The 25,818-nt window shown below is 68.1% G+C and carries 22 protein-coding genes; 14 read left to right on the forward strand and 8 right to left on the reverse strand.

All coding sequences use genetic code 11. The features are described 5' to 3' along the window. The first annotated feature begins 145 nt into the window (after nucleotides 1-145). The 9 genes from AC56DV_RS19760 (at nucleotide 146) to AC56DV_RS19800 (ending at nucleotide 9,921) form a co-directional block, all read left to right on the forward strand. Nucleotides 146-715 carry a tetratricopeptide repeat protein gene (locus AC56DV_RS19760; RefSeq protein WP_496315942.1) on the forward strand — a complete coding sequence of 190 codons (570 nt, stop codon included), beginning with the start codon at nucleotides 146-148 and terminating at the stop codon, nucleotides 713-715. Nucleotides 716-733: 18 nt separating this feature from the next. Continuing rightward, nucleotides 734-1,246, forward strand: coding sequence for a type VI secretion system contractile sheath small subunit (tssB, locus tag AC56DV_RS19765; protein ID WP_496315943.1), 513 nt, complete (start codon nucleotides 734-736; stop codon nucleotides 1,244-1,246). 1 nt (nucleotide 1,247) lies between these two features. Then, complete coding sequence (tssC, locus tag AC56DV_RS19770; protein ID WP_496315944.1) at nucleotides 1,248-2,738, forward strand: type VI secretion system contractile sheath large subunit; 1,491 nt, start codon at nucleotides 1,248-1,250, stop codon at nucleotides 2,736-2,738. A gap of 20 nt (nucleotides 2,739-2,758) precedes the next feature. Next, entirely contained in the window at nucleotides 2,759-3,250 is a 492-nt protein-coding gene (locus AC56DV_RS19775) for an Hcp family type VI secretion system effector (protein ID WP_056405272.1), read from the forward strand. A gap of 63 nt (nucleotides 3,251-3,313) precedes the next feature. Beyond that, complete coding sequence (tssE, locus tag AC56DV_RS19780; RefSeq protein ID WP_496315945.1) at nucleotides 3,314-3,778, forward strand: type VI secretion system baseplate subunit TssE; 465 nt, start codon at nucleotides 3,314-3,316, stop codon at nucleotides 3,776-3,778. Beyond that, nucleotides 3,775-6,399, forward strand: a complete 2,625-nt coding sequence (gene tssH / locus AC56DV_RS19785; RefSeq protein ID WP_496315946.1) for a type VI secretion system ATPase TssH — start codon at nucleotides 3,775-3,777, stop codon at nucleotides 6,397-6,399. The genes tssE and tssH overlap by 4 nt, the downstream gene beginning before the upstream one ends. Before the next feature lie 12 nt (nucleotides 6,400-6,411). Then, entirely contained in the window at nucleotides 6,412-7,509 is a 1,098-nt protein-coding gene (tssA, locus tag AC56DV_RS19790) for a type VI secretion system protein TssA (protein ID WP_496315947.1), read from the forward strand. Between the two features lie 117 nt (nucleotides 7,510-7,626). Continuing rightward, nucleotides 7,627-9,255, forward strand: coding sequence for a methyl-accepting chemotaxis protein (locus AC56DV_RS19795; protein ID WP_496315948.1), 1,629 nt, complete (start codon nucleotides 7,627-7,629; stop codon nucleotides 9,253-9,255). 39 nt (nucleotides 9,256-9,294) lie between these two features. Next, nucleotides 9,295-9,921, forward strand: coding sequence for a tRNA-uridine aminocarboxypropyltransferase (locus AC56DV_RS19800; protein WP_496315949.1), 627 nt, complete (start codon nucleotides 9,295-9,297; stop codon nucleotides 9,919-9,921). Here the strand turns inward: AC56DV_RS19800 and AC56DV_RS19805 are convergent. From AC56DV_RS19805 to AC56DV_RS19820, 4 genes are all read right to left on the reverse strand, one after another. Then, nucleotides 9,918-12,839: an Hsp70 family protein gene (locus tag AC56DV_RS19805; protein WP_496315950.1), complete on the reverse strand. Its 2,922-nt coding sequence runs from the start codon at nucleotides 12,837-12,839 to the stop codon at nucleotides 9,918-9,920. The genes AC56DV_RS19800 and AC56DV_RS19805 overlap by 4 nt on opposite strands. Nucleotides 12,840-12,848: 9 nt before the next feature. Further along, nucleotides 12,849-14,726, reverse strand: a complete 1,878-nt coding sequence (locus tag AC56DV_RS19810; protein WP_496315951.1) for an Hsp70 family protein — start codon at nucleotides 14,724-14,726, stop codon at nucleotides 12,849-12,851. Continuing rightward, on the reverse strand, nucleotides 14,723-15,346 hold the full coding sequence (locus tag AC56DV_RS19815) for a DUF2760 domain-containing protein (protein ID WP_496315952.1): 624 nt from the start codon (nucleotides 15,344-15,346) through the stop codon (nucleotides 14,723-14,725). The genes AC56DV_RS19810 and AC56DV_RS19815 overlap by 4 nt, the downstream gene beginning before the upstream one ends. Nucleotides 15,347-15,603: 257 nt before the next feature. Continuing rightward, a complete protein-coding gene (locus AC56DV_RS19820; protein ID WP_496315953.1) occupies nucleotides 15,604-17,799 on the reverse strand; it encodes a methyl-accepting chemotaxis protein in 2,196 nt (731 codons plus the stop codon). Between the two features lie 140 nt (nucleotides 17,800-17,939). On the opposite strand from AC56DV_RS19820, the gene AC56DV_RS19825 reads away from it, so the two are divergent. Further along, nucleotides 17,940-19,109 (forward strand): PA0069 family radical SAM protein, encoded by a 1,170-nt coding sequence (locus AC56DV_RS19825; protein ID WP_496315954.1) that lies wholly within the window; start codon nucleotides 17,940-17,942, stop codon nucleotides 19,107-19,109. A gap of 9 nt (nucleotides 19,110-19,118) precedes the next feature. Here AC56DV_RS19825 and AC56DV_RS19830 read toward each other — a convergent pair whose 3' ends face one another. The 3 genes from AC56DV_RS19830 to AC56DV_RS19840 form a co-directional block, all read right to left on the reverse strand. Next, nucleotides 19,119-20,156 carry a sensor domain-containing diguanylate cyclase gene (locus AC56DV_RS19830; protein WP_496315955.1) on the reverse strand — a complete coding sequence of 346 codons (1,038 nt, stop codon included), beginning with the start codon at nucleotides 20,154-20,156 and terminating at the stop codon, nucleotides 19,119-19,121. Between the two features lie 110 nt (nucleotides 20,157-20,266). Beyond that, nucleotides 20,267-20,866: a gamma-glutamylcyclotransferase gene (locus AC56DV_RS19835; RefSeq protein WP_496315956.1), complete on the reverse strand. Its 600-nt coding sequence runs from the start codon at nucleotides 20,864-20,866 to the stop codon at nucleotides 20,267-20,269. Nucleotides 20,867-20,921: 55 nt separating this feature from the next. Beyond that, nucleotides 20,922-21,539 carry an FMN-dependent NADH-azoreductase gene (locus tag AC56DV_RS19840; RefSeq protein WP_496315957.1) on the reverse strand — a complete coding sequence of 206 codons (618 nt, stop codon included), beginning with the start codon at nucleotides 21,537-21,539 and terminating at the stop codon, nucleotides 20,922-20,924. A gap of 136 nt (nucleotides 21,540-21,675) precedes the next feature. On the opposite strand from AC56DV_RS19840, the gene AC56DV_RS19845 reads away from it, so the two are divergent. Beyond that, nucleotides 21,676-22,566, forward strand: coding sequence for a LysR substrate-binding domain-containing protein (locus AC56DV_RS19845; RefSeq protein ID WP_496315958.1), 891 nt, complete (start codon nucleotides 21,676-21,678; stop codon nucleotides 22,564-22,566). A gap of 24 nt (nucleotides 22,567-22,590) precedes the next feature. Here the strand turns inward: AC56DV_RS19845 and AC56DV_RS19850 are convergent, their stop codons facing one another. After that, nucleotides 22,591-23,484: a LysR family transcriptional regulator gene (locus tag AC56DV_RS19850; RefSeq protein WP_496315959.1), complete on the reverse strand. Its 894-nt coding sequence runs from the start codon at nucleotides 23,482-23,484 to the stop codon at nucleotides 22,591-22,593. Nucleotides 23,485-23,592: 108 nt separating this feature from the next. Here AC56DV_RS19850 and AC56DV_RS19855 point away from each other — a divergent pair, with 108 nt between their 5' ends. The 3 genes from AC56DV_RS19855 to maiA are packed head-to-tail and all read left to right on the forward strand — an operon-like array spanning nucleotide 23,593 to nucleotide 25,817. Then, a complete protein-coding gene (locus tag AC56DV_RS19855; RefSeq protein ID WP_496315960.1) occupies nucleotides 23,593-24,129 on the forward strand; it encodes a VOC family protein in 537 nt (178 codons plus the stop codon). Between the two features lie 3 nt (nucleotides 24,130-24,132). Continuing rightward, nucleotides 24,133-25,176 (forward strand): fumarylacetoacetate hydrolase family protein, encoded by a 1,044-nt coding sequence (locus tag AC56DV_RS19860; protein WP_496315961.1) that lies wholly within the window; start codon nucleotides 24,133-24,135, stop codon nucleotides 25,174-25,176. Further along, nucleotides 25,173-25,817, forward strand: a complete 645-nt coding sequence (maiA, locus tag AC56DV_RS19865; RefSeq protein WP_496315962.1) for a maleylacetoacetate isomerase — start codon at nucleotides 25,173-25,175, stop codon at nucleotides 25,815-25,817. Before AC56DV_RS19860 ends, maiA begins: the two co-directional genes overlap by 4 nt. Nucleotide 25,818: the final 1 nt, after the last annotated feature.

Below are 25,818 nucleotides of genomic sequence, written 5' to 3' on the forward strand. Positions count from 1 at the left end.
AGCCAAGCGCCGCATGCGCGTGTTTGAGGCGGCGCAAGCAGCGAACCGCTGCGGCGCGCGGGCAAGCGCGGGGCTTGCGGAATCGCAACCGCTGTTGTATTTCCTGACTCAATAATGGCCTCCACCCGCACCGAAGGAGACCACCATGAAGCACGGAATAGTTTTCCCCAGTCTTGCATGCGCGCTGCTGCTGTCCGGCTGCGCTACCGACGCGCCGCTCGCGCGGCCCGAGAGGGCAGCCGCCGCCACCCTGGACAGCGCCTTGGCGGAAGCCGGGCGTGCGGCCGCTTCCGGCCAGCAGGACAAGGCACTGAGCCTGCTGCGCAGCGCCGCCAGCAGCTACCCGGCCGAGAAGTCGCCGTGGCTGTCGATGGCGCAGATGAAGTTCGACCGCGCCAGCTACGGCGAAGCCATCCTGCACGCGCAGGAAGCTTTGCAGCGCGACCCCGGCGACCAGGTGGGCAACAGCATCATCGCCGTCAGCGGCTTGCGCCTGTCCACCAAGGCGCTGGCGGACCTGAGCCAGCAGAACAACCTGAGCGGTTCGCTGCGCACCGAGGCCAGGGATCTGGCGCGCGTGCTGCGCACCAGCATCGGCGAGGAGGTGCTGGTGCCGCCGGCCGCCGCGCCGAAGCCGCAGCGCCCCCAGCGCGCGCCGGCCAAGCCTGCCGTGTCTTCAACCTCCGCCGCCGACCCCTTCGGCGCGCTCAAATAACCCTGAAGGAGAACCAAGATGGCCAGTGGCGACAGCGTCCAGAAACGGCTGGGCAAGGTGCGCGCACCGCGCGTGCAGATGAGCTATGACGTCGAGATCGGCGACGCCATGGAAAACAAGGAACTGCCCTTCGTGGTTGGCGTGGTGGGCGATTTCGGCGGCAACGCCGAGGCCGGGCAGAAACGCCTGAAGGACCGCAAGTTCATCAACATCGACGGCGACAATTTCGATGAAGTGCTGGCCGGCGTGGCGCCGGTGGCGCGCTTCCAGGTGGCCAACGAATTGACCGATGATCCCGCCGGCGGCGAGTTCCCGGTCGAGCTGCAATTCCGCTCGATGGCCGACTTCCGGCCGGAATCCGTGGTGCGCCAGGTGCAGCCGCTCAGCCGCCTGCTGGACGCGCGCAGCAAGCTGGCCGATCTGCGCAACAAGCTGGCCGGCAACGACCGCCTGGAAGACATGCTGACCAATGTGCTGAACAACACGGACCAGCTCAACAGCCTGGCGCCGCCAGCGGCAAAGGGGGAGTGACATGCCGGCACAACTGCAGCAGTTGCAACCCGCGTCTGCGGACGCCGGGCAAGCCGCCAGCCTGCTCGACGAGATCGTCGAGCAGAGCAAGGTGGCCAAGTCCAGCGTGGAGCACGAGCGCGCCAAGGACATCATCGCCGAACTGGTGAGCCAGGTGCTGGAAGGCAGCATGCCGGTGTCGCACAACCTGAGCGGCACGCTGGATGCGCGCGTGGCGGAACTGGACGCCATGATCTCCCGCCAGCTCAGCGCCATCATGCATGCGCCCGCGTTCCAGAAGCTGGAGCAGAGCTGGACCGGCCTGCACTACCTGGTGAAGAATTCGGCCACCGGCCAGAACCTGAAGATCCGCATGCTCAACGCCACCAAGCGCGAACTGGTAAAGGACTTCCAGAGCGCGCTGGAGTTCGACCAGAGCACCATGTTCAAGAAGGTCTACGAGGAAGAATTCGGCACCTTCGGCGGCGCGCCGTACGCCGCCCTGCTGGGCGACTTCGAGATTTCGCGCCAGCCGGAGGACATGTACTTCGTCGAGCAGATGTCGCACGTGGCGGCGGCCGCGCACGCGCCCTTCGTCAGCGCCGCTTCGCCCGAGCTGTTCGGGCTGGAAAGCTATGGGGAGCTGGGCAAGCCGCGCGATCTGGCCAAGGTGTTCGACACGGTGGAATACGCCAAGTGGAAAGCCTTCCGCGAATCGGAGGATTCGCGCTATGTCGGCCTGACGCTGCCGCGCTTCCTGGGCCGCCTGCCGTTCAACCCGGTGGACGGCAACACGGTGGAGGGCTTCAACTTCGTGGAGGAAGTGGACGGCACCGACCACCACAAATACCTGTGGTGCAACGCCGCCTACGCCTTCGGCGCCAAGCTGACCAAGGCGTTCGGCGAATACGGCTGGTGCGCCGCCATCCGCGGCGTGGAGGGCGGCGGCCTGGTGGACGATCTGCCGACCCACACCTTCAAGACCGACGAGGGCGAAGTGGCGCTCAAGTGCCCGACCGAAGTGGCGATCACCGACCGCCGCGAGAAGGAGCTGAGCGACCTCGGGTTCATCTCGCTGGTGCACTGCAAGAACACCGCCTACGCGGCCTTCTTCGGCGCCCAGTCGGCGCAGAAAGCGCGCAAGTACAGCTCGGAGGCCGCCAACGCCAACGCCGTGCTGTCGTCGCAGCTGCAGTACATCTTCGCCGTCTCGCGCATCGCCCACTACATGAAGGCCATGATGCGCGACAAGGTGGGCAGCTTCGCGGCCGCCTCCAGCGTCGAGGACTTCCTCAACCGCTGGCTGATGAAGTATGTGCTGCTGGACGATAACGCCAGCCAGGACCAGAAAGCCCGCTTCCCGCTGCGCGAAGCGTCGGTGCAGGTGCACGAGGTGCCGGGGCGGCCCGGCGTGTACCGCGCCGTGTCCTTCCTGCGTCCGCACTTCCAGCTCGACGAACTCTCCGTTTCCCTCCGACTGGTCGCGGAGCTGCCGCAATCGACCAACTACTAAACCTAACCTAGGAGCATGCAATGGCAATCGACGTCTATCTGTACATTGATGGCATCAAGGGCGAATCGGCGGATGACCGCCACAAGGACTGGATCGAATGCAAATCGGTCAACTTCGGCGTGGAGCAGCCCAAGTCCGCCACCGCCTCCACCGGCGGCGGCCACACGGCCGAGCGTTGCGAGCACCGCGACATCGTCATCTCCAAGCTGGCCGACCTGGCCTCGCCCATCCTGCTGCAGACCTGCGCGGCCGGCCGCACCATCCCCAAGGCCAAGTTCGAGTTCATGCGGGCCGACGCGCAGGGCGAGCGCGTGAAGTACTTCGAGATCGAGATCGAGAACGTGCTGATCGGCGCGGTGGCGCCGGCGGTGGAGGAGGGCGACATCCTCACCGAGGAAGTGGGGTTCAAGTTCTCCAAGGTGCGCTGGAAATACACGCAGCAGAAGATCAGCGGCGGCGCCGGCGGCAACACCTCCGGCGGCTGGGACCTGTCCGCCAACCGCATCGCCTGATGCCTTAGTGCGCAGCATGCCGCAGTGGAAACCGCTGCGGTATATTTTTTGAGAGGAGCAGCCATGAACGGTTTTGTTCCCGGCCTGATGGACCGCCTGACGGGGGCGCGCGGCCAGGCAACGGCGGGCCTGACGGCCGGACAGCTGAAAGACGCCGTCGCGCGCGACCTGGAAGACTTGCTGAACACGCGCGCCGCGCTGCCGGAGGCGCTGCTGGAAGGCTACCCCGAATGCGCCGCCTCCATCGTCAATTACGGCCTGGTCGACTTCGCCGGCATGTGCCTGAGCAGCAGCGAAGACCGGGCCCGCATCTGCGCCAGCCTGAAGGCGGCCATCGAGCGCCACGAGCCGCGCCTGCGGCAGGTGCAGGCGCGCATCGAACAGCAGGCCGGCAGCGTCAACCGCGTCAACTTCGTCATCAGCGGCGTGCTGGCGGTCTTTCCCGTATTCGAACCCGTCAATTTCGACGCCGTGCTGCAGCCGTCCACGCTGCACTACGCCATCCACCACAGCGGAGCACAGGCATGAGCATCAACTTGAAAACCCTGATCGCAAAACTGAACGACACCACGCGCCTGGCCGCCACCCGCGCCGCCAGCATCTGCGTCGGCCTGGGACAGTACGAAGTCGACATCGAACACCTGTTCCTGGCGCTGCTGGAACAGGAGCAGAGCGACTTCGTGCTGATCGCGCGCAAGTGCGGCATCAGCCTGGAGGCGCTGGACGGCGACCTGCGCAACGAGATCGCCCGCTTCAAGAACGGCAGCGCGCGCACGCCGGTGTTTTCCCGGCACCTGCCGGCGCTGCTGGAGCACGCCTGGCTGATTTCCTCGCTGTCGCTGCCGCAGCCGGACCTGATCCGCAGCGGCCATCTGCTGCTGGCATTGCTCACCGAGCCGGACCTGGCCCAGCTGGCCGCGCGCGGCTCCAGGCTGTTCGCGCGCTTCCCGGTGGATGAGCTCAAGCACAATATGGAGAAGTACACCCGCGGCTCGCAGGAGGAGCAGGCCCGCGACGCCGCGCCGGCGGCGGACGGCGGCGATCCGCTCCGGCAGCCGGGCGGGAAGACGCCCGCGCTGGACCAGTACACCACCAGCCTGACGCAGCAGGCGCGCGACGGCAAGCTCGATCCCGTGATCGGGCGCGAACTGGAAATCCGCCAGGCGATGGACATTCTGATGCGGCGGCGCCAGAACAATCCCATCCTCACCGGCGAGGCCGGCGTGGGCAAGACCGCCGTGGTGGAAGGCCTGGCGCTGCGCATCGCGGCGGGCGATGTGCCCGAGGTGCTGCGCGGCGTGGAGATCCGCGCGCTGGACATGGGCCTGCTGCAGGCCGGCGCCAGCGTCAAGGGCGAATTCGAGAACCGGCTCAGGAACGTCATCGAGGAAGTGCGCAAAAGCCCGCACGCCATCGTGCTGTTCATCGACGAGGCCCACACCATGATAGGCGCCGGCGGCCAGGCCGGCCAGAACGACGCGGCCAACCTGCTCAAGCCGGCGCTGGCGCGCGGCGAGCTGCGCACCATCGCGGCCACCACCTGGAGCGAGTACAAGAAGTACTTCGAAAAGGACGCCGCGCTGGCGCGCCGCTTCCAGGTGGTGAAGGTGGAGGAGCCGGCCGAGGACATCGCGTGCGCCATGCTGCGCGCCGTGGCGCCGCTGATGGAGAAACACTTCAACATCCGCATCAACGACGACGCCGTGGTGGCGGCGGTCAGCCTGTCGCACCGCTACATCAGCGGCCGCCAGTTGCCGGACAAGGCGGTCAGCGTGCTCGATACCGCCTGTGCCCGCGTGGCGCTGGGCCAGAGCGCGGCACCGCAGCTGGTGGAGCAGGCGCAGCGGCGCGTGGAGCGCATCGGCTACGAGATCGCCGCGCTGGAGCGCGAGGACGCGGACGGGGGCAAGGACGGCCGGCACGGCGCGCGCCTGCGCGAGCTGCGCGTGGCGCGCGAAACGCTGCAGCTGGAATACCGCAAGCACAGCGAGCGCTGGGAACGCGAGAAGGCCCTGCACGCGGCCATGGAAGTGCAGCGCAACAGCTATCCGCCGGTGGGCGGCGGCGTCACCATGGCGGCGCTGGAGCAGGAACTGCTTGCGCTGCAGGGCAGCGAACCGATGGTGCCGCAGCAGGTGGACGCCAACACGGTGGCCTGCATCGTGTCCGCCTGGACCGGCATCCCGCTCGGCAAAATGGTGCGCGACGAGATCCGCGCGGTGCAGAAACTGGAGGAGGCGCTGCGGGCGCGCATCCTCGGCCAGCAGCACGCCGTGGCGGCCGTGGCGCAGCGCGTGCGCACCGCGCGCGCCAACCTGGACGACCCGGACAAGCCCAAGGGCGTGTTCCTGTTCACCGGCCCGTCCGGCGTGGGCAAGACCGAGATGGCGCTGGCCCTGGCCGACCTGCTGTACGGCGGCGAGCGCAAGCTCATCACCATCAACATGAGCGAATACCAGGAAGCGCACAGCGTCTCCGGCCTGAAAGGCTCGCCGCCCGGCTACGTGGGCTATGGCGAGGGCGGCGTGCTGACCGAGGCGGTGCGGCGCGCGCCCTACAGCGTGGTGCTGCTCGATGAAATAGAGAAGGCCCACCCGGACGTGGCCGAGCTGTTCTTCCAGGTGTTCGACAAGGGCGTGCTGGACGACGCGGAAGGGCGCGAGATCGACTTCCGCAACACCATCATCATCGCCACCTCCAACGTGGCGTCGGCCGCCATCATGCAGGCCTGCCTGAACAAGCCGCTTGCCGAACGCCCCGCGCCGGAGGAGCTGGAGCTGCTGGCCAGGCCGCAGCTGATGAAGCACTTCAAGCCCGCCTTCCTGGGGCGCATGCAGCTGGTGCCGTTCTACCCGATCACCGACGAGGCGCTGGCGCGCATTATCGGGCTCAAGCTGGAACGCATCGCGCAGCGCATCCGCGCCAGCCACAAGGCCGAATTCAGCTACGACCACGCGGTGGTCGAGGCGGTGCTGGCGCGCTGCACGGAAGTCGACTCCGGCGCCCGCAACGTGGACCGCATCCTGAACGGCACCCTGCTGCCGGCGATTGCGGAGGCGGTGCTGGCGCGCATGGCCGACGGCGTGGCCATCGCCAGCATCAAGGCCGGCGCCAGCCGCCAGGGCCAGTTCAAATACACCATCAAGTAAAGGAGAGCACCCATGTTGACGCCTGTGTTCAATCTCGCGCAACTGCTGCAGCCCATCGGCGGGCCGCAAGCCTGCGGCGAAGACATTTCCTTCAGCAGCGAAGTGGACGAAATCGTCAAGGCGCGCCTGGCGGACGACCCCACCCTGGACCAGGGCGCGTGGGTGACGGCGCTGAAAGAGGCCGACTGGCCCTTCGTGGCCTCGCGCTGCGCCGCGCTGATCGAAGGCCGCAGCAAGGACCTGCGGCTGGCCGCGTGGCTGGCGGAGGCGCACGCCAGGACGCGCGGCTTCCGCGGCCTGGGTGACGGCTACGCGCTGCTGGCCGGCCTGTGCCGGCGCTACTGGGACGGCCTGCATCCCGCCATCGAGGACGGCGACACCGGGCCGCGCGTGGGCAATCTGTACTGGCTGCTGACGCGCACCCCGCAGCTGGTGAAGGAGATCGCCGTGACGGAAAGCGGCGCCGTCTCCATGGGCAGCTTCGACGCGGCGCGCCAGCGCCTGAACGCGGCCAGCGCCGCCGCCGCCGACAATGCCGGCTGGGGCACGCCGGCCGTGGCGCTGGCGGAAGGGCCGGGCCTGGCCGAGCTGGATGCGGAGCGGCGCCGCAACTCGCCGCAGTTCAACGACGGTTTGCTGGCCGACGCGCGCTACTGCCTGGCGTCCCTGCAGGAACTGGAGCACGCGATGGATGCGCAGCTGGGGGCGGACGGGCCGGGCTTCGGCGCCGCGCGCGAAGCGCTGCTGAACGCCATCGGCTTCATCGAGCCGCTGGCCACGCCTGCCGGCGCGGACGAGGGCGCGCAGTGTATCGATGGCGCGCCGGCGGATGGCGGCATGCCGGGCGGCGCGGACGCCGCAGCCCTGGCCGGGGGGCGCCGCGCCCAGGGCGGCCCGCCGCAGAACCGCGCGCAGGCGCTGGCCCAACTGCGGCAAGTGGCGGAATTCTTCCGCCGCACCGAGCCGCATAGCCCGGTAGCCTACCTGGCCGAGAAGGCGGCCGGCTGGGGCGAATTGCCGCTGCACCTGTGGCTGCGCGCCGTGCTGAAGGAACCCGGCGCCATCGCGCAGATGGACGAATTGCTGGGAACGGCCCCGCCGGCAGCCTGATTACCGGCTTTGTCCAGTTTTTCCTTGAAAAAATTGCTTTCAGTTAATTGTTGCATTCCAATAGAAATGCGCTCAGACTGATAAAAAAGCGCCAAAACTCGGCACGAGGAGACTGGGATGAAGAACCTGAAAATCGGCGTCAGGCTGGGACTGGCGTTCACCGTGGTGCTGTTGCTGCTGACCGCACTGACCCTGGTCGGCATCGTGCGCATGCAGCAGGCCAGCGCCATGACCGACGCGCTGCTGCAGGACCATGTGCGGGTGGAGCGCATGGTGGCCGAGTGGCAGAAGGTGGTGGAAGTGAATGCCGCCCGCACCACCGCCGCCTGGAAAGTGCAGGACGCGGGCGACCAGAAGGGCTTCGAGCAGCAGATGGCGCAAGCTTCGGGGCGCGCCACCGAGCTGCAGGACGCGCTCGGCACCATCCTGCAGGACCCGGACGGCAAGGCCGAACACGCGGCCATCCTGGCGGCGCGCAAGGCCTACGTGGACGCGCGCAAGGTCGTCTTCAAGGCCAAGGCGGACGGCGACCTGGAGCTGGGCAAGCGCATCTTCGAGCAGGACATGGAGCGCAACCGCATCGTCTACCTGGCCGCGCTGCAAAAGCTGGCCGACACGCAGAAGCGCCAGCTCGACGAGATGGCGGCGAAAATCCGGCAAGGCTACGAGAGCGGCCGCAACATGCTCATCATACTGGGCGTGGCCGCCGTGGCGCTGGGCGTGGGCTTCGCCTGGTACATCACGCATACCATCACGCGGCCGATCAGCGAAGCGGTGAAGGTGGCCGAGTCGGTGTCGTCGGGCGACCTGACCAGCGATATCGTGGTGCAGTCGAAGGACGAGACGGGCCAGCTGATGCACGCGCTGAAGAATATGAACTCCAACCTGGTCAACATTGTCGGCCAGGTGCGCGGCGGCACCGACAACATGGCCGAGGCGTCCAGCGAAATCGCGGCGGGCAACCTCGACCTGTCAGCCCGCACCGAGGAGCAGGCCAGCTCGCTGGAGGAGACCGCGTCCTCGATGGAGCAGCTGACGGCCACCGTCAAGATCAACGCCGAGAACGCGCGCCAGGCTTGCCAGCTGGCGGTGAACGCGTCCGAGATCGCCAGCCATGGCGGCGTGGTGGTGTCGGAAGTGGTGGCGACGATGGGATCGATCAACGATTCGTCGCGCAAGATCGTCGACATCATCAGCGTGATCGACGGCATCGCCTTCCAGACCAACATCCTGGCGCTGAACGCGGCGGTGGAAGCGGCGCGCGCCGGCGAGCAGGGGCGCGGCTTTGCCGTGGTGGCGTCCGAAGTGCGCACCCTGGCGCAGCGCTCCGCCTCGGCCGCCAAGGAGATCAAGCAGCTGATCGACACCTCCGTGCACCAGGTGGAGGCCGGCACCGGTCTGGTGGACAAGGCGGGCCGCACCATGGGCGACATCGTCGCCAGCATTTCCAAGGTGTCCGGCATCATGACCGAGATCGCGGACGCCAGCGAAGAGCAGCGCGCCGGCATCGAGCAGGTGAACTTCGCCATCACCCAGATGGACCAGGTGACGCAGCAGAACGCGGCGCTGGTGGAGCAGGCCGCCGCTGCGGCAGCGGCCATGCAGGAGCAGTCGGCGCAGCTGGCGCAGTCGGTCAGCGTGTTCAAGCTGTCGGAGCAGCAGATGGGCTCCGCGTCCGGCGCGGCGTTGCCGGGCCGGCCTGCGCGGCGCGCGGTGGCCGGGCGCGAAATGGCGCGCCTGACTTAGGCTTGCCTTAGCCGCCAGGGGCATGCGCTACAATCGCGCATGTCCCTATCAAACAAACGTCCCATGTGCGCGGCCTGCCTGCGGCCGCAATCCAGTTGCATTTGCCGTTGGATTGCGCCGCTGGCCAGCGCCGCTGAAGTGCTGATTCTGCAGCATCCGATGGAAGTGGCGAACGCCAAGAACAGCGCGCGGCTGCTGCATCTGTGCCTGCCTGGCAGCCGCCTGGAAGTGGGCGAGGCGTTCGCGCCGGAACGGCTGGATGCGCTGCTGGCCGGTGCGCGCCGTCCGCTGCTGCTGTACCCGGACACGCCGGGCGACGCCTCCATGGGAATCGCCCCCCCGCCGCCGTTCGATCCTGCCTGGGCGTGCGAGCCGTCCGCCCTGCGGCTGGTGGTGCTGGACGCCACCTGGCGCAAAAGCCGCAAGATGCTGTATCTGAACCCCGCCTTGCAGCGCTTGCCCCGCCTGCCGCTGCGCGGTGTGCCGGCGTCGCATTACCTGATCCGCAAGGCGCACGCGCCGGACCAGCTGTCCACGCTGGAGGCCACCGCGTATGCGCTGGCCCAGCTGGAAAACGACGAGGAAAAGTTCGCGCCGCTGATCGCGGCGTTCGACGGCTTCGTGGCGCAGCAGCAGGGCTATGCGCGGGCCGGGCAGGGGGACTAACTGAGCAGCTTCAGCCCCGGCGGCAGCGCCTCGCCCAGCATGCGCTTCTCCATGGCCTGGTCGAGCTGCACCACTTCGCGCACCATGGCGCTCCAGGCTGCCGGGGCGCGCGTCGCTTCCATGCGCTGCAGGATCTGCGCGCGCAATTCTTCGCTGATGTCGCGCGTGCGGTCGCCCGTCATGCGCGCCAGGTGGGCGGCGGCGAAGCCGGCCGGCTCCACCTTCTTCCAGTCCAGCGTGAGCAGCACCGCCAGCCACTGCTCAACCGCCTCGGCCGGCGCCACGTCGTGCGCGCTGCCGTGGAAGGGCTGGCGCGAACCGACGCGGCCCAGCGCCCACAGGAAGCGGCCCAGCGCCGCGTCGGCCTTGTCGGCTTTGGCGGCCGACGCCGTGGCGAGCTGCCGCACCTGGCCCAGCAGCCATTCGCCGATCTCGCCCTTGTAGGCGGACGGTATGCGTTCCAGCGACGCGCCCAGGCGCAGCATGTCTTCCTCGCTGCCGTTTACCAGCGTGACGGGCCGGCGGCCGCGTTCCTGTTCGTCGGCTTGCAGGTTGAAGGCGAAATCGTCCAGCAGGCGCAGTTGCTGGGTGGCGTCCAGCCCGCCGGACACGCGGCGCCACAAGGTCCACCACTCCGAGCAGGCCTGGCTGTCCTTGTGGTACTGCAGGCCGCTGTCGAACATGGCCCACAGCTGTTCGATGCGCCATTCGTCCAGCGCGTGGCCGAAGCCGGGGCGCAGGCAGTAGCCGGCCAGGTTGAGCCAGGCGCGTTCGTGTTCGGCCGAGCGGCGGCGGCCCTTGGCGCGCTGCAGCAGCGCGTCGAACAGATGGCGCAGCAGCGGCGTGGGCCAGGACTCGCGCGCGCCCAGCAGATGGTCGAGCTGGCGGCCCAGCTGGCGCACTTCCTTGCTGTCCACCTGCTGCGCGCGGCTGCCGAAGATGCGGTCGATTTTCTCCAGCGCGTCCTTGTAGCGCGGCGGCAGGATGATTTCGTCGGCGCCGTCTTCGGCCGAGGGGGCGCCGTGGCCGCGCAGCTGGAATTCGAGCAGCCAGCGTTGCGGCTTGCCGCCTTCGTTGGCCACGCAGTGCACCTCCAGCGTGCCTACTTCGCTCAGCGAGGCGGCCAGCTGCACCGGGATCTCCTTGCGGGCGGCCGCGTCGCCGCTGTCGCGCAGCACGGTGGCGATGGGCGGCAGGCGCACATAGGAAGACGGGTCGAGTTCCACCAGTTCGCCGGCGCGCGGCGCGGCGCCCGCGTCGGCGGTCGAGGAAACGATGTGGAAGCGCACCGGCCGGCCCAGGCGCAGCGCGAAGGTGCGTTCGGCAAGGCGTACTTCGCTGCCGGTTTCGGCGCCGCGCGGCAGGATGCAGACCGCGCGGCGGCCTGGGCGGGGGCGCTGCGCGGATTCGGCTCCGGCGTCGGCTTCGGGCGCTGCGGCCGCGCCGCGGGCGTTGGCCGTGTCGCCGTCGAGCAGCAGGAAGTAGGAGCGCGGGGAGCCGCCGCCGATGGTGGGCGCGCGGCCTTGCTTGCCGATGGCGTAGGCCACGCCGCCGCGCGCCACCGCCACGTCCGGATTGTCGTTATGCAGAACCTGCACCGGCGCGCCGCGCCAGGCGGACAGCGTGGTCTCCAGCCGCTTCGCCAGCGCGTCGGCGCGGAACACGCCGCCGTTCAGCAGCAGCGTGTCAGGCACCGGCAGCGACGCATCGCCGCGCGCGTCGTCCATGCCGAGCGCCTCGCGCGCGGCGGCCGCGTGCTGGTGCAGGAAGCTGGACAGGTGGCGCGTGATGGCGGCGTCGCTGGCGTAGGGTAGGCCGAACTCCACGATGCCGCCGCGCGTGCGCCTGGCCTCCTCGTGCGCGCCGCCCATCGGGAAGAAGCCGTCCACCACCATGCGCTCGACTTCCTCGCGCGTCAGCTCCACCGAACGCGAACCGCCGATCAGCCTGGAGCCCGCGCCCAGCATGGTGACGGCCACGCTGTCCGGCGCATCGGTCGCCAGCAACTGTTCCTTGGCGGCGCGGCAGCGCTCCGTCAGCTGCGCCATGCGCGCCGCCGACAGCCGCGTGGCGGCGCCGCCGTCCGCGTCCCCGCCGGCCAGCCGCGCCTCCACCAGCCGCGCCAGCGCCAGGTCCATATTGTCGCCGCCGAGTATCAGGTGGTTGCCCACGCCGATGCGCGTCAGCACGGGGTCGCCGCCGCCGGCGGGCAGTTCCACCTTGATCAGACTGAAGTCCGTGGTGCCGCCGCCCACGTCGCACACCAGCACCAGCCGCGTTTGCGCCAGATCCTGCGCCAGGGTGGCGCGGTGCCGGTACAGCCAGTCGTAGAAAGCCGCCTGCGGCTCTTCCAGCAGGCGCAGCTTGGGCAAGCCGGCCATGCGCGCCGCTTCCAGCGTGAGCGCGCGCGCGCCCTCGTCGAAGGACGCCGGTATCGTCAGCACGATCTGCTGCTGTTCCAGCGGGTGCTTGGGGAAGCGCTGGTTCCACGCCGCGCGCAAATGCGCCAGGTAGCCGGCGCTGGCCGCCACCGGCGACACCTTGGCCACGTCGGCCGCCGCGCCCCACGGCAAAATGGCCGCCATGCGGTCCACATTGGAATGCGACAGCCAGCTCTTGGCGCTGGCCACCAGCCGTCCCGGCACCTGCGCGCCCAGCTTGCGCGCCAGGCGCCCGCCCGCCACTTCCGCCACGCCCGCCACGTCCGGCAGGCGCCACGGCAGTTGCAGCTCGCCCGCCGCCAGCTCGCCTTCGGCCGGGTGGTAGCGCAGCGACGGCAGCAGCGCCGCCGTGCCCACCTCGCCCGGCGCCACCAGCTGGTCGATGTCGAATAGCTTGACGTCGTCCGAGCCGGGGCCGGCGTAGGCCAGCACCGTGTTGGTGGTGCCGAGGTCGATGCTGACGAGGTATTGCTTCATGCGGCGGCGTTACTCGCTGGCGCCCGAGCGCACGTCGAACTCCACTTTCCAGCGCTGGCCATTGTCGTTGGAGACGGCCAGCAGCTCCAGCGTGCCCGATTCGGTGGCCTGCGCGTGCAGGCGCACCTGCACCACGTCGCCCGGCTGGCGGCCTTCCGGCGACAGCGTCATCTGGATGGCGTTCAGCTCCTGCAGTTCTTCAGGGCCCCAGAAGTCCAGCATGTCGCCGATCTGGTCCTGGCGGCGGGTGGACGAGCCGAAGAAGCGGAAGTCCACCGGCTCGCCGACCACCAGGCCGAACTCCTGGCCCGGCAGTTCCATCTCGCTGCCTTCCTCCATGCCGAACGGCGCCACGCACAGCGCCTGGATCGGCGGTTCCATGCCCGGGATGGCCGGCATCGACGACTCCACCGCCACGTAATAGGAGCGCGCCGTGCCGCCGCGAATGCGCACGCCGCTGCCGCGCCGCACGTAGCTGTAGTAGGCGGCGCCGCGCGCCACGGCCAGGTCCAGATCCGCGCCGCTCAGCATGCGGGCCGGCTCGGAGCCTTCCAGGTACAGCCAGTCGTTGATGGTGTCCATCACGCGCTTGGCCAGCAGTTCGGACTTGAACACGCCGCCGTTGAACAGCACGGCGGTCGGATGCAGGAACGTCGCGTCGGCGCTCTGCTTGCCTTCGTAGCCTTGCAGCTCGCTGGTGGCGCCCAGCTGGCGCGCCAGGAAGGACGCCAGGTGGCGCGTGACGGCGGCGTCCTGCGCATACGGCAGGCCAAGCTGCGTCAGGCCGGCGCGGGTGCGCACGGCAGGGCGGGCCGATGCTTCCACCTGCGGGAAGAAGCCGTCCAGGATGAACGTCGTCACTTCGGCGCGCGTCAGTTCGGTGCGGATCGAGCCGCCGATCAGTTTCGAGCCGCGGCTCGGCACCACGATAGGCCAGCTCTCCACGCTGGCGTCGGCCAGCAGGGCTTCCTTGGCGGCGCGGCAGCCGTAGGTGAGCGCCCGCAGCTGCCACGCGTCCAGCTGGGTGCCGTTGGCGGCCAGCTTGCGCGCCACCAGGTGTGCCAGCGCCAGGTCCATATTGTCGCCGCCCAGCAGGATATGGTCGCCCACGGCCACGCGGTGCGGTTCCAGCACGCCGTCGCGCTCCAGCACGGCGATCAGCGAGAAGTCGCTGGTGCCGCCGCCCACGTCCACCACCAGGATGATGTCGCCGGGTTTGACTTCCTTGCGCCAGCGGCCTTCGCTGCCCTGGATCCAGCTGTACAGCGCCGCCTGCGGCTCTTCCAGCAGGGTCAGCGCCTCGTAGCCTGCGGCCTTGGCCGCGTCGGCCGTCAGCTCGCGCGCGGCCGGGTCGAACGAGGCCGGGATGGTGACAGTGACGGCTTGCTGCGTGAACGGCGCGTCCGGGTGCGCCGCGTCCCACGCCTGGCGCAGGTGCGACAGGTAGCGGGTGGACGCTTCCAGCGGCGATACGCGCGTCACTTCTTCCGGCGCATCGTTCGGCAGGATGGCGGCGCGGCGGTCCACGCCGGGGTGGCACAGCCAGCTCTTGGCGCTGGACACCAGGCGGATCGGCGTGGTGGCGCCGCGGCTGCGCGCCATTTCGCCGGCCACGGCGGTTGGCGCTTCGCTTTCACCGTCAGCCTGCCATGGCAGCGCCAGCTGGCCCGGCGCCATTTCGTCCGGGTGCGGCAGGTACAGGAAGGACGGCAGCAGCGGCAGTTCCTCCACCGTGCCGGGCGCGGTCAGCTGCGGCACGCCGAGCACGGCTTGTGCGGTTTTCTCGCCGTCGCTGGCTTGCAGGTCCACATAGGACAATGCGCTGTGGGTGGTGCCAAGGTCGATGCCGATGGCGTAGCGCGGGGTGTTGTTCAGGTCGTCGTTCACAGTTCCACCTCCGCAGGGGCCAGTACTTTGGCGTCATGCGCCTCGGCCAGCTTCGGCAGGCGCACGCTGGTGGCGCGCCAGCCGCGATGGCTCAAGCTGCCCTTGAACGGGGCCTTGCCCACCACGTTGCCGGTCAGGCGCACGGCGGCCGCGTCGAAACCTTCTTCCAGCGTCACGCGCGTGCCTTCGGCTTCGGCGCGCACCGGCTCGATGGTGAAGTGCTCGCGCAGCACCTTGGCGCAGCCTTCGTGCACCACGCGCGCGGCGGCGCCGATGTCGGCGTCCGCGTAGGCGCTCAGGTTTTCCTGGGTGAAGTCGATCAGGCGCGCTTCGCGCTGCAGCAGGCTAAGCAGCTGCAGGGCGGCGTCCGGCGTGGCTTCGCGCAGGATCACCGGGGCCGGCGGCGCGGTGGGCGCGGCCGTCGGCGCCGCAGTAGGAGCGGCCGTAGGTGCAGCAGCAGGGGCTGCGGCCGGCGCGGCGGCGGTGGCGCCGGCCACGCGCGAGTTGATGCGCTGCAGGCGGGCGGCGAACTGCGGGTCCGACAGCGTGCGGAAGAAGGTGCCGAAGGCGAGCGCGATGCGGGCGCCAAGCGAAGGCAGGTTGTTGTTGGTATTGGTCATGTTGTGGTCGATTCGGGTCAAAAAGCAGCCCGCCGCAGCAGGGAGCGCGGCCATGGGCTGGCGGTGTTGGTGACATCGGATAGCGTGCGCGGCGCATCGGCGCCGGGCGCACGGCACCTGGAACAGTGCGCATGATACCAGCTAGCGGCCCGGCGGCGAAGCGCCGCCCCGCTGCCGGGCGGGGGCGGCGGGGCGGAAAAGGGTGGCAACGCAGGGGCGCACCGCCCCGCGTTATGCGAAAGCCGTTCCGGAACCGCTCAGAAGCGGACGAACTCGGCCTCGTCGAGCTCCTCCCTGGCGGGAGCGGCCGACGCGTACACATCCCGGTTGCGCACCACTTTCACGGCGGCCGGCTTGCGCGCAGGCGACGGGGCTTGGGCCTGGGCCTGCCGGCGCTGTTGCTGCGGCGCGGCGTTGACCTTGAAGAAGCCCATGGTCTGCTGGAGCTGCTCGGCCTGGCTGCTCATTTCCTCGGCGGTGGCCGCCAGCTCCTCCGAGCTGCTGGCGTTCTGCTGGGTGGTCTGGCTGAGCTGGTTGACCGCCGAATTGATCTGCGCCACGCCGGCCGACTGCTCCTCGGACGCGGCGGCGATTTCCTGCACCAGCCCCGACGTCTTCTTAATGTTGGGCACCATCTGTTCCAGCAGGACGCCGGCCCGCTCGGCCAGTTCCACGCTGCTGGTGGCCACTTCGCCGATCTCCTGCGCCGCCACCTGGCTGCGCTCGGCCAGCTTGCGCACCTCGGCCGCCACCACCGCGAAGCCCTTGCCGTGCTCGCCCGCGCGCGCCGCCTCGATGGCCGCGTTCAGCGCCAGCAGGTTGGTCTGGTAGGCGATGTCGTCGATGATGCCGATCTTGCGCGCGATCTGCTTCATCGCCGCCACGGTGGCGTCCACCGCCTCGCCGCCCTCGGTCGCTTCCTGCGAGGCCTTGGCCGCCATGCCGTCGGTGGCCTTGGCGTTGTCCGTGTTCTGGGCGATGGAGGAGGTCATCTGCTCGATGGACGCGCTGGTTTCCTCCACGCTGGCGGCCTGCTCGCTGGAAGCCTGCGACAGCGCCTGCGCCGTGGCGCTCACTTCCTCGGACGCGCTGGCCAGCGACTGGGCGCCGGAATTGACCTCCGTCACCACCTGCAGCAGCTTGGCCATGGTGTTGTTGGCGTATTCCTTCAGTTCCGCGAAGCTGCCCTCGTACTGCTTGTCGATAGTCTTGCTCAGATCACCGTCCGCCAGCGCGCCCATCACGCGCACCACGTCGTCTATGCTGGCGCCGGTGGTCACCATCAGCCGGTTCAGGCCTTCGCCCAGCTCCTTCTGGAAGCCCTGCAGCCCGGCCAGTTCCACGCGCGCCTGGAAGTCGCCCCGGTTGGCCGCCGCCACCACGCGCTGCTGGCCGTCGATCACCAGGCCCAGCTTCTCCACGGTGTTGTTGGCGTAGCGCTTCAGCTCGTCGAACGCGCCCTCGTAGGACTTGGTGATGGTCTTGCTCAGGTCGCCTTCCGACAGCGCGCCCATCACGCGCACCACGTCGTCTATGCTGGCGCCGGTGGTCACCATCAGCTGGTTCAGGCCTTCGCCCAGCTCCTTCTGGAAGCCGTGCAGCCCGTTGAGGTCGATGCGGCTGTCGAAGTTGCCCCTGTTGGCCGCTTCCACGGCCCGCTTCTGGCCCGAGATCACCTGGTTCAGCTTGGCGACCAGGTTGCGCATGGCGCGCAGCAGCTGGCCGGTTTCATCCTTGGAGCTGTCGTTGATTTCAATCGACAAGTCGCCCGCTTCCAGGCGCTCGGCCACCAGCACCGCCTGCCGGATCGGGCGCACGATGCTGAGCGTGATCCAGGCGGCAATGCCCACCGCCAGCACGATGGCGACCGCCGCCAGCACGATCACCAGCGTGCGCGTGGATTCATAGGTGGCGGTGGCGTCGTGGGCGGCCTTGTCCATCAGCTCGCCCTGCGATTTCGCCAGCGCTTCCAGCGCGGCCCAGAACACGTCGTTGGTGGGCACGAAATCGGTCTTCAAGAACTCGATGGCCGCCTTGCGGTCGGTCTTCACCAGCGCGTAGAAGGGCTCGTACTTGGCGGCCACCAGCTCGCGCTTGGCGACGATGTCCTTGTACATCTGCTTGCCGGCATCCGTGCTCAGCAGCTTCTGCACCTTGCCCAGGCCGTCGGTCATTTCGCTGCGGTTGGCATCGACCAGGCGCCGGTACTTGTCGACTTCGGCATCGCTGGTGGAGAGCAGGATGTTGCGCATCTGGCGCGCATTGTCCATGCTGTTGGTCAGCACGCCGTTGATCAGCACCACCTTGGCGTAATGTTCCTCGTAGATGACGCGGGTGCTTTCGTTGATGGTGCCCAGGCGCTGGACACTGATGATGGACAAAATGAGCAGCAGCACAACGACGCTGCCAAAGCCGAGGCCCAGGCGGGTGGCGATCTTCAGGTTTTTCAGCATGAGAATTCCCTGTCGGATTATCGGGTGACCTTGGTGATTATGCGCTGCCGCTTTGCGGCGGATTCTCTCCAATAATCACTGTTGCGCGGATGCGCCATGCGGCATAGAATACTGTATATGCGTACAGTATCGAGATAGCCATGGACGACGACGATTTTGAAGGCCAAGCCATGCTGCCGCCGGCGCCGCTGCGCGCGCGGAAAGGGCGCGGCGCGGTCAGCAATCTGCAGGGCCGCTACGAAGTCTATGGCCGCGAGCAGTTCGACGACGGCTGGGAGCAGGAGGGGGACGGGGAGGAGGGCGGCGAGCCGCGCGTGTGGAAGACGCATGTCACGGACGAAGTCGCCAAATCCATTCTCACGCGCAACAGTTCGCCGGACATCCCGTTCAGCGTGTCGCTCAACCCCTACCGGGGTTGCGAGCACGGCTGCATCTATTGCTTCGCGCGGCCCACGCACAGCTACCTGGGCTTGTCGCCCGGCATGGACTTCGAGAGCAAGATCTTCGCCAAGGTGAACGCGCCCGAGCTGCTGCGGCAGGAGCTGGCGCGGCCGTCCTACGTGCCGGAGCCGATCGCGCTGGGCGTCAACACGGACGCCTACCAGCCCTGCGAGCGCAGCCTGCGCATTACGCGGCGGGTGCTGGAGGTGCTGCACGAATGCGGGCATCCGGTGGGGCTGATCACCAAGTCGTCGCTGATCGAGCGCGACATCGACCTGCTGGCGGACATGGCGGCCAAGGGGCAAGCCTCGGCCGCGATCACCATCACCACGCTGGACCCGGCCATCGCCCGCACGCTGGAGCCGCGCGCGGCGGCCCCGGCGCGGCGCCTGCGCACCATCCGCATGCTGGCCGAGGCCGGCATTCCGGTGGGCGTCAGCATCGCGCCGGTGATCCCCTTCGTGACCGAGCCGGACCTGGAGCGGGTGATGGAAGCGGCCTTCGAAGCGGGCGCCATGCACGCCAACTACATCGTGCTGCGGCTGCCGTGGGAAGTGAACCCGCTGTTCCAGCAATGGCTGGAAGCGCACTTCCCGGACCGCGCCCAGCGCGTCATGAACCGCGTGCGCGACATGCGGGGCGGCAAGGACTACGACAGCGATTTCGGCAAGCGCATGAAAGGCGAGGGCGTGTGGGCCGACCTGATACGGCAGCGCGCCGAGAAAGCCATCCGCCGCTTCGGCATGGAAAAGCGCGGCAGCCGCTTCAGCCAGCTCGACGCCTCCCGGTTCAAGCGCCCGCTGGTGGTCCCTGCGCTGGGCGCCAAAGCCAGGGCCGCAGCCGCGGCGGGGCAGATGGATTTGTTCTGAGAGAGCGGCTTACGGCGCTTTGCGCGAGCAATTGCGGCCGGCGCGCTTTGCCACGTACAGGGCGGCGTCCGCGCGCGCGATCAGGTCATTCATGGATTCGCCGATGCGGTGCTCGGCGACGCCGGCGCTGATGGAGAGCCGGCGGCCGGCCAGGTTGCCGTCGAAGCGAAGTTCTTGCACCGCATTGCGGAAGCGTTCGGCGAATGCCAGGCAATCGTTGTCGCTGACGCCGGACTGGAAGATGGCAAATTCGTCGCCGCCGTAGCGTACCGCCACATCGACGCGGCGCGACAACTCGCCCAGCAGCTGGCCCACGCAGCGCAGCACGGCATCGCCGCTGAGGTGTCCGCACGCGTCGTTGATGTCTTTGAAGTGGTCTATATCGAACAGCAATAGAGCCAGCCGCGCCGACTCCTCGCGCTCGTGCAATTCGATCATGCGGGCCGCCGCATCTTCCATGTAGTAGCGCGTAAACAAGCCGGTCAGCGGATCGCGCGCGGCCAGCTGGTAATAGCGGCGCCGGTCCTCTTCCATCTCCGCGTAGCCGATTTGCGCCTGCTTCAAGTCGTCATAGGCAATCCGCAGTTCCTGGTTGGCGGCCAGCAGGCGCTGCTCGTGCTGATGTTCCAGCGTCACGTTCTGGTAGATCGTGACGAAGCCCTGGGCCTCGCCGTCTTCGCCGTGGATGACGCTGCCGGTGATGTCGAGCACCGTGCCGTCCGGCCGCGTGCGGGTGAAATGGTGGGGCTGGAACTGCTTGCTGAGTTGAATGCGCTCCTCGACTTGCCGTTCGGGATCGCCGGGCCCGAACTCTCCGCGCCGGGCGTTAAAGTAGAACAAGTCCTGCAGCGTTACGCCGGGACGCATGATGTCCGCCGTGAAATCCAACAGGTGACAGAACGCATCGTTCCAGAATCGCATCGTCAAGGCGCTGTCGATGATCGTCACGCCCACAGGCATGCACTGCATCGCTTGCACGAGCTCGTGAACGGTTAGTGGCGGAATACCGTATTGCGGAATACCATACATCGGGGGAGGCAGTTTCATAGCGGCGTCCTCAGATGGCCGAGCACGGCCGGTAAAGAGAGAATAGCAGCTTGTATACATGGAAAATGCACACATTCTCACGCTGCCGCCGGCTTGCTGCCTGCCGCAGCTTATTTGTTGCTGGCGATGAGCTCCAGCAGGTATTGCTCGATGGTGAAAACGTGGGCGTCGTGCTTGCCGAGTTCGCGCAGGGCGATGGCGAGGTGGGTCAGGTAATCGCTATTGGGGCCGCTGGGGCCGGCCGAGCGCGCGATGTGGCGGGCGATGTCCTCTTCGCTCGCTTCGCCCAGGAAGGCTTCGTTGTCCTCGCGCGCCACGTACACCACGCCTTCGGCCGCCTCGGCGGCTGCGCTGGCACCCGCCGCGGTGTCGTCGAACGCCATCTCCACCGCCACCCGCAGGTAGCCGTTCTTTTCCCGGTAGTCCAGGTGCTCGAACACTTCCGGCGTGATCAGGTAAGCCATGCCGTGGCAGATGGCGCCGGCCTCGGGGATGATGGTGACCACCCGGCCCGGCGCGGCGGGCGTGCCGCGATGGTCGTGCGAGCCTTGCCAGAAGCGCCGCGACCAGCCGGCGATATTGGCCGGGCGCCGCTGCAGGTAGGGGAAGTCCGCCTTGTAGATCAGCGAGCCATAGCCGAACACCCACACGCTGTGGTGTCCGGCGAACTTGTCCATCTGCCGGTTGATCTCGATAGTGTTGGCTGACATGGGCAAATTATAGCGAACAGTGCCGCGCGCGGCAGCACCCGTCGCAACGGCGGCGCTATCCCGCCACGCGCAGCCCGGCGGCCTGGCGTAGCGCGCCCTGGATGGCTTGCGCGCGCAGTTCCGCGCCCAGCGCGATGCCCTCGGCGCGCACCACGTCCACCTGCGCCACGCCCATGATGGCGAACACCGCCTTCAGGTAGGACTCCTGGTGGTCGGCCAGCATCTCGTGCGGCTGGCCGCCCCGGGTGGACACCAGCACCACGCGCTTGCCGGCCGCCAGCCCCACGGTGCGCCCGTCCGGGCCCACGTCGAAGGTGCGGCCCTGCTGCAGCACGCGGTCCAGCCAGGCCTTCAGCGTGGACGGCACCGACAGGTTGAACATCGGCGCGCCCAGCACCAGCACGTCGGCTGCCATGAACTCGGCCAGCAGCGACTCGGTCAGCAGCGCTTCCGCGCTCAGTTCGGCGTTCATCGGCAGCGCCGCGTTCCATTCCGAGCGCATCACTTGCATCAGCGGCCCGCTCACGTGCGACAGCGGCGCGGCCGACAGGTCGCGGTAGACCACGCGGGCTTGCGCGCTGCCCGCGCACAGCGCCTCGACGGCGGCGGCGCTCAATTGGCGGGAAGCCGAGTTATCGCCCAGGCAAGCTGAATCGATGTGCAAGATATTCATGACGGTCGCAATAAATAGAACAATGCGGGCAGGGTATACCTGCAACAATCATCGCGGAAGAGGGGATAATGCAAAGCACTTTTGCAAAATTAGAATAATCGGACTTGACGAAATGGCAGCGGAAAACCTTAACGACATGTATCTTTTCGCTAAAGTTGTCGAACATGGCGGCTACAGCGCTGCCGCGTCGGCGCTGGGCATGCAGGCATCCCGTCTCAGCAGGCATATAGTTGCCCTGGAAAAAGATCTGGGAGTGCGCCTATTGAACCGCACCACGCGTCGTATTTCCGTCACAGAGGCGGGCCAGACCTTTTACCGCCACTGCGCCGCCGTGGTCGCCGAGGCGCAGGCCGCGCGCGACGCCATCGAGCGCACCCGTTCCACGCCGCAGGGCCTGGTGCGCCTCAGTGCCCCGCTGGGCCTGCTGCAAAACGGCGTCGGCTGCATCATTTCCAGGTACCTGGCGGCCAATCCGCTGGTACGCGTGTCCATCGACGCCACCAACCGCCGCGTCGACGTGATCGAGGAGGGCATCGACATCGCGCTGCGGGTGCGCACGCCGCCGCTGGACGACAGCGACCTGGCGGTGCGGGTGCTGGCGCGCTCCGAACCCATCCTGGTGGCCAGCCCGCGCCTGTTCGAACAGCTGCCGCGCCCCACGGACGCGGCCGGCCTGGCGCACGTGCCCACGCTGGCCATGGCGCGGCCGGGCGACAAATTCGTGTGGAACTTCATCAACGTGGCCGGCGCCAGCGTCAGCGTCACGCACGCGCCGCGCATGGTGACGGACGACATGCCGACCTTGAAGCTGGCCGCCATCGATGGCCTGGGCGTGGCCCAGCTGCCGCAGGCGCAGGTGCAGGCCGATCTGGACAGCGGCCTGCTGGAGCGCGTACTGCCGCAGCTGAACTTCCCATTCCGCCTGGTGCACGCGGTGTTCCCGTCGCGGCGCGGCCTGGTGCCGGCCGTGCGCGGCCTGCTGGACGAACTGGTGCTGGGCTACCAGAGCAACTGCTGCCTGGCCTGAGGCTTGAGGCGTGGAGCCCGGGTCCTACGACTGCGGGATGTTCCACTCGTGGGCCGCCACGAACCGGAACAGGAAGTCGGCGAAGCTCTGCGCGGCGGGCGACAGCGAGCGCGCGCTCTTGGTGTAGACGAAAAAACGCCGCGTCAGTTCCGGCTGCTGCAGCAGCCGCATCTGCAAGCCGTACAGCTTCACCATCGGTTCCGCGTACGGCAGGCAGGCCGTCACGCCCAGGCCGGCGTTCACCATGGCCAGCGCGGTGGTCATGAAAGTGACTTCGTTGTAGGGATTGAGCGCCACGTCGCGCAGCAGCCGCTCGGTGAACTGGCCCTGCAGCGCGATCAGCGGATGCTCGTTGACGTCGCTCCACGTCACGCTCTGCTTGTCCGCCAGCGGATGCGCCACCGGCAGCACCAGCACGAAGGGCATCTCGAACAGCAGCTGCGCCGCGATCTCCGCCGCCGGGTCGCGCTCCGGGCCGATGCCGAAATCCACCTCGCCGCTGAACACGCGGCCGGACACGTTCTCCACCGGGCAGTCCACCAGCATCACCTGCACCGCCGGGTAGGCCGCGCGGTAGGCGGCGATCACTTCCGGCAGCAGGGTGCAGGCCATCATCTGCGGCGCCGCCACCCGCACCGTGCCTTTTTTCAGCGCCTTGCGGTTGGCGATGTCGGCCATGGCGCCGTCCAGGTCCTCGATCATCTTGTCGAACAGCGGATACAGCTCGCGCCCCAGCTCGGACAGCTGCGCGCGGCGCGTGTTGCGCTCCACCACCTTCACGCCCAGCAATTGCTCGAGCTCCTTGATCTGGCCGCTCAGCGAGGACTGCGTCAGGTTCAGGTATTCGGCGGCCAGCGTGAAGCTGCCGGTCTTGGCGATGGCGACCAGGGCGCGCATCTGGCGCAGCGTAGGACTCATTGGGAAATCCGATAAATCGATTGAAAAATACCGTTTGTATGATATCTGATTCGGGAGTCTAATAGCGGAAATAATCGGCATTAGCTGGACAGACCCCGGGAGACCACCATGAAGATCAAGCAAATCCACCACGTCGCCTACCGCTGCAAGGACGCCAAGCAAACCGTCGAGTGGTACGTCAAGCACCTGAACATGGACTTCGTGCTGGCCATCGCCGAAGACGAAGTGCCGTCCACCAAGGCGCCGGACCCGTACATGCACGTGTTCCTGGACGCCGGCCATGGCAACGTGCTGGCCTTCTTCGAGCTGCCCACGCAGGCGCCGATGGACCGCGACCACAACACGCCGGCCTGGGTGCAGCACCTGGCCATGGAAGTGGACAGCATGGACGAGCTGCTGGAAGCGAAGGAGCGCCTGAGCGCCGCCGGCATCGACGTGATCGGCCCCGTCAACCACACCATCTTCAAGTCCATCTACTTCTTCGACCCGAACGGCCACCGCCTGGAGCTGTCGGTCAACACCGGCACGCCGGAAATGATGCGCAAGCTGGACGAAGTCAAATGGGACATGCTGGAAGAATGGTCCAGGACCAAGAAAGCGCCCAAGCACGCCGCCTGGATGCACGCCCCCGCCACTGGAGAATAAGCAATGAAATTAGCCACCCTGAAGAACGGCAGCCGCGACGGCACCCTGGTTATCGTCAGCCGCGACCTGAAGCAGTGCGTCAGCGCCGCCGGCATCGCGCCCACCCTGCAGGCCGCGCTGGACAACTGGGACTTCAGCGCGCCGCAGCTGGCCGCGCTGTACGCCGCCCTGAACGAAGGCCGCGCCGCCGACGCGCAGCCGTTCGACGAAAGCGCCTGCCATTCGCCGCTGCCGCGCGCCTACCAGTGGGCCGACGGCTCGGCCTACATCAACCACGTGGAGCTGGTGCGCAAGGCGCGCAACGCCGACGTGCCGGCCTCCTTCTACACCGATCCGCTGATGTACCAGGGCGGCTCGGACAGCTTCGTCGGCCCGCGCGACAACATCTACGCGCTGACCGAAGAGTGGGGCATCGACCTGGAGGCCGAAGTGGCGGTCGTCACCGGCGACGTGAAGATGGGCGCCAGCGACGCCGACGCGGCCCAGGCCATCCGCCTGGTGATGCTGGTGAACGACGTTTCGCTGCGCAACCTGATCCCGAACGAGCTGGCCAAGGGTTTCGGCTTCTTCAACTCCAAGCCGGCCAGCGCCTTCTCGCCGGTGGCCGTCACGCCGGACGAACTGGGCGCGCACTGGGCGGACAACAAGCTGCATCTGCCGCTTACCGTGCACCTGAACGCGCAGCCTTTCGGCAAGCCGAACGCCGGCGAGGACATGACCTTCAGCTTCGCCCAGCTGGTGGCGCACGCCGCCAAAACGCGCGAGCTGGCGGCCGGCACCATCATCGGTTCGGGCACCGTGTCGAACAAGCAGGGCAGCCTGCATGGTTCCAGCATCGCCAACGGCGGCGTGGGCTATTGCTGCCTGGCCGAAGTGCGCATGTACGAAACCATCGAAGGCGGCAAGCCGGCCACCGGCTTCCTCAAGTTCGGCGACAGCGTGCGCATCGAGATGTTCGACGCGCAGGGCGCCAGCATCTTCGGCGCCATCGACCAGACCGTGGCGCATTACCAGGAGCGGCAGGGACGGCAGGGGCAGGGCGCATGAAGCTCTACACCTATTTCCGCAGCTCGGCCGCCTACCGCGTCCGCATCGCGCTCAACCTGAAGGCGCTGCCTTACGAGGCGGTGCCGGTGCACCTGCTGCGCGGCGGCGGCGAGCAGCTGGGCGAGGCTTACCGCGAAGTCAACCCGGGCGCGCTGCTGCCGGCGCTGGACGACGACGGCACGCTGCTGACGCAGTCGCTGGCGATCATGGAGTATCTGGAGGAGCGCTTTCCCCAGGTTGCGCTGCTGCCGGCCGACGCGGCGGGCCGCGCGCGCGTGCGCGCGCTGGCCATGACCATCGCCTGCGACACGCACCCGCTCAGCAATCTGCGCGTGCTCAAATACCTGGTGCATACGCTGAAGCTGGACGAGGCGGCAAAGCTGGAGTGGATACGGCACTGGATGCGCCTGGGCCTGGCCACCTTCGAAGCGCACCTGGCGCGCGACGGCGCCACCGGCCGCTTCTGCCACGGCGACACGCCGACCCTGGCGGATTGCTGCCTGGTGCCGCAGGTGTTCAATGCGGAGCGTTTCGAGGTGGACCTGGCGCCGTATCCGAACATCGCGCGCATCGCCGCCAATTGCGCCGCGTTGCCCGCGTTCCAGGCCGCGCACCCCGCGCAGCAGCCGGACGCCGAGTAAG

The sequence above is a fragment of the Massilia sp. BGA-UO-ETr-WB1 genome, assembly GCF_059567845.1.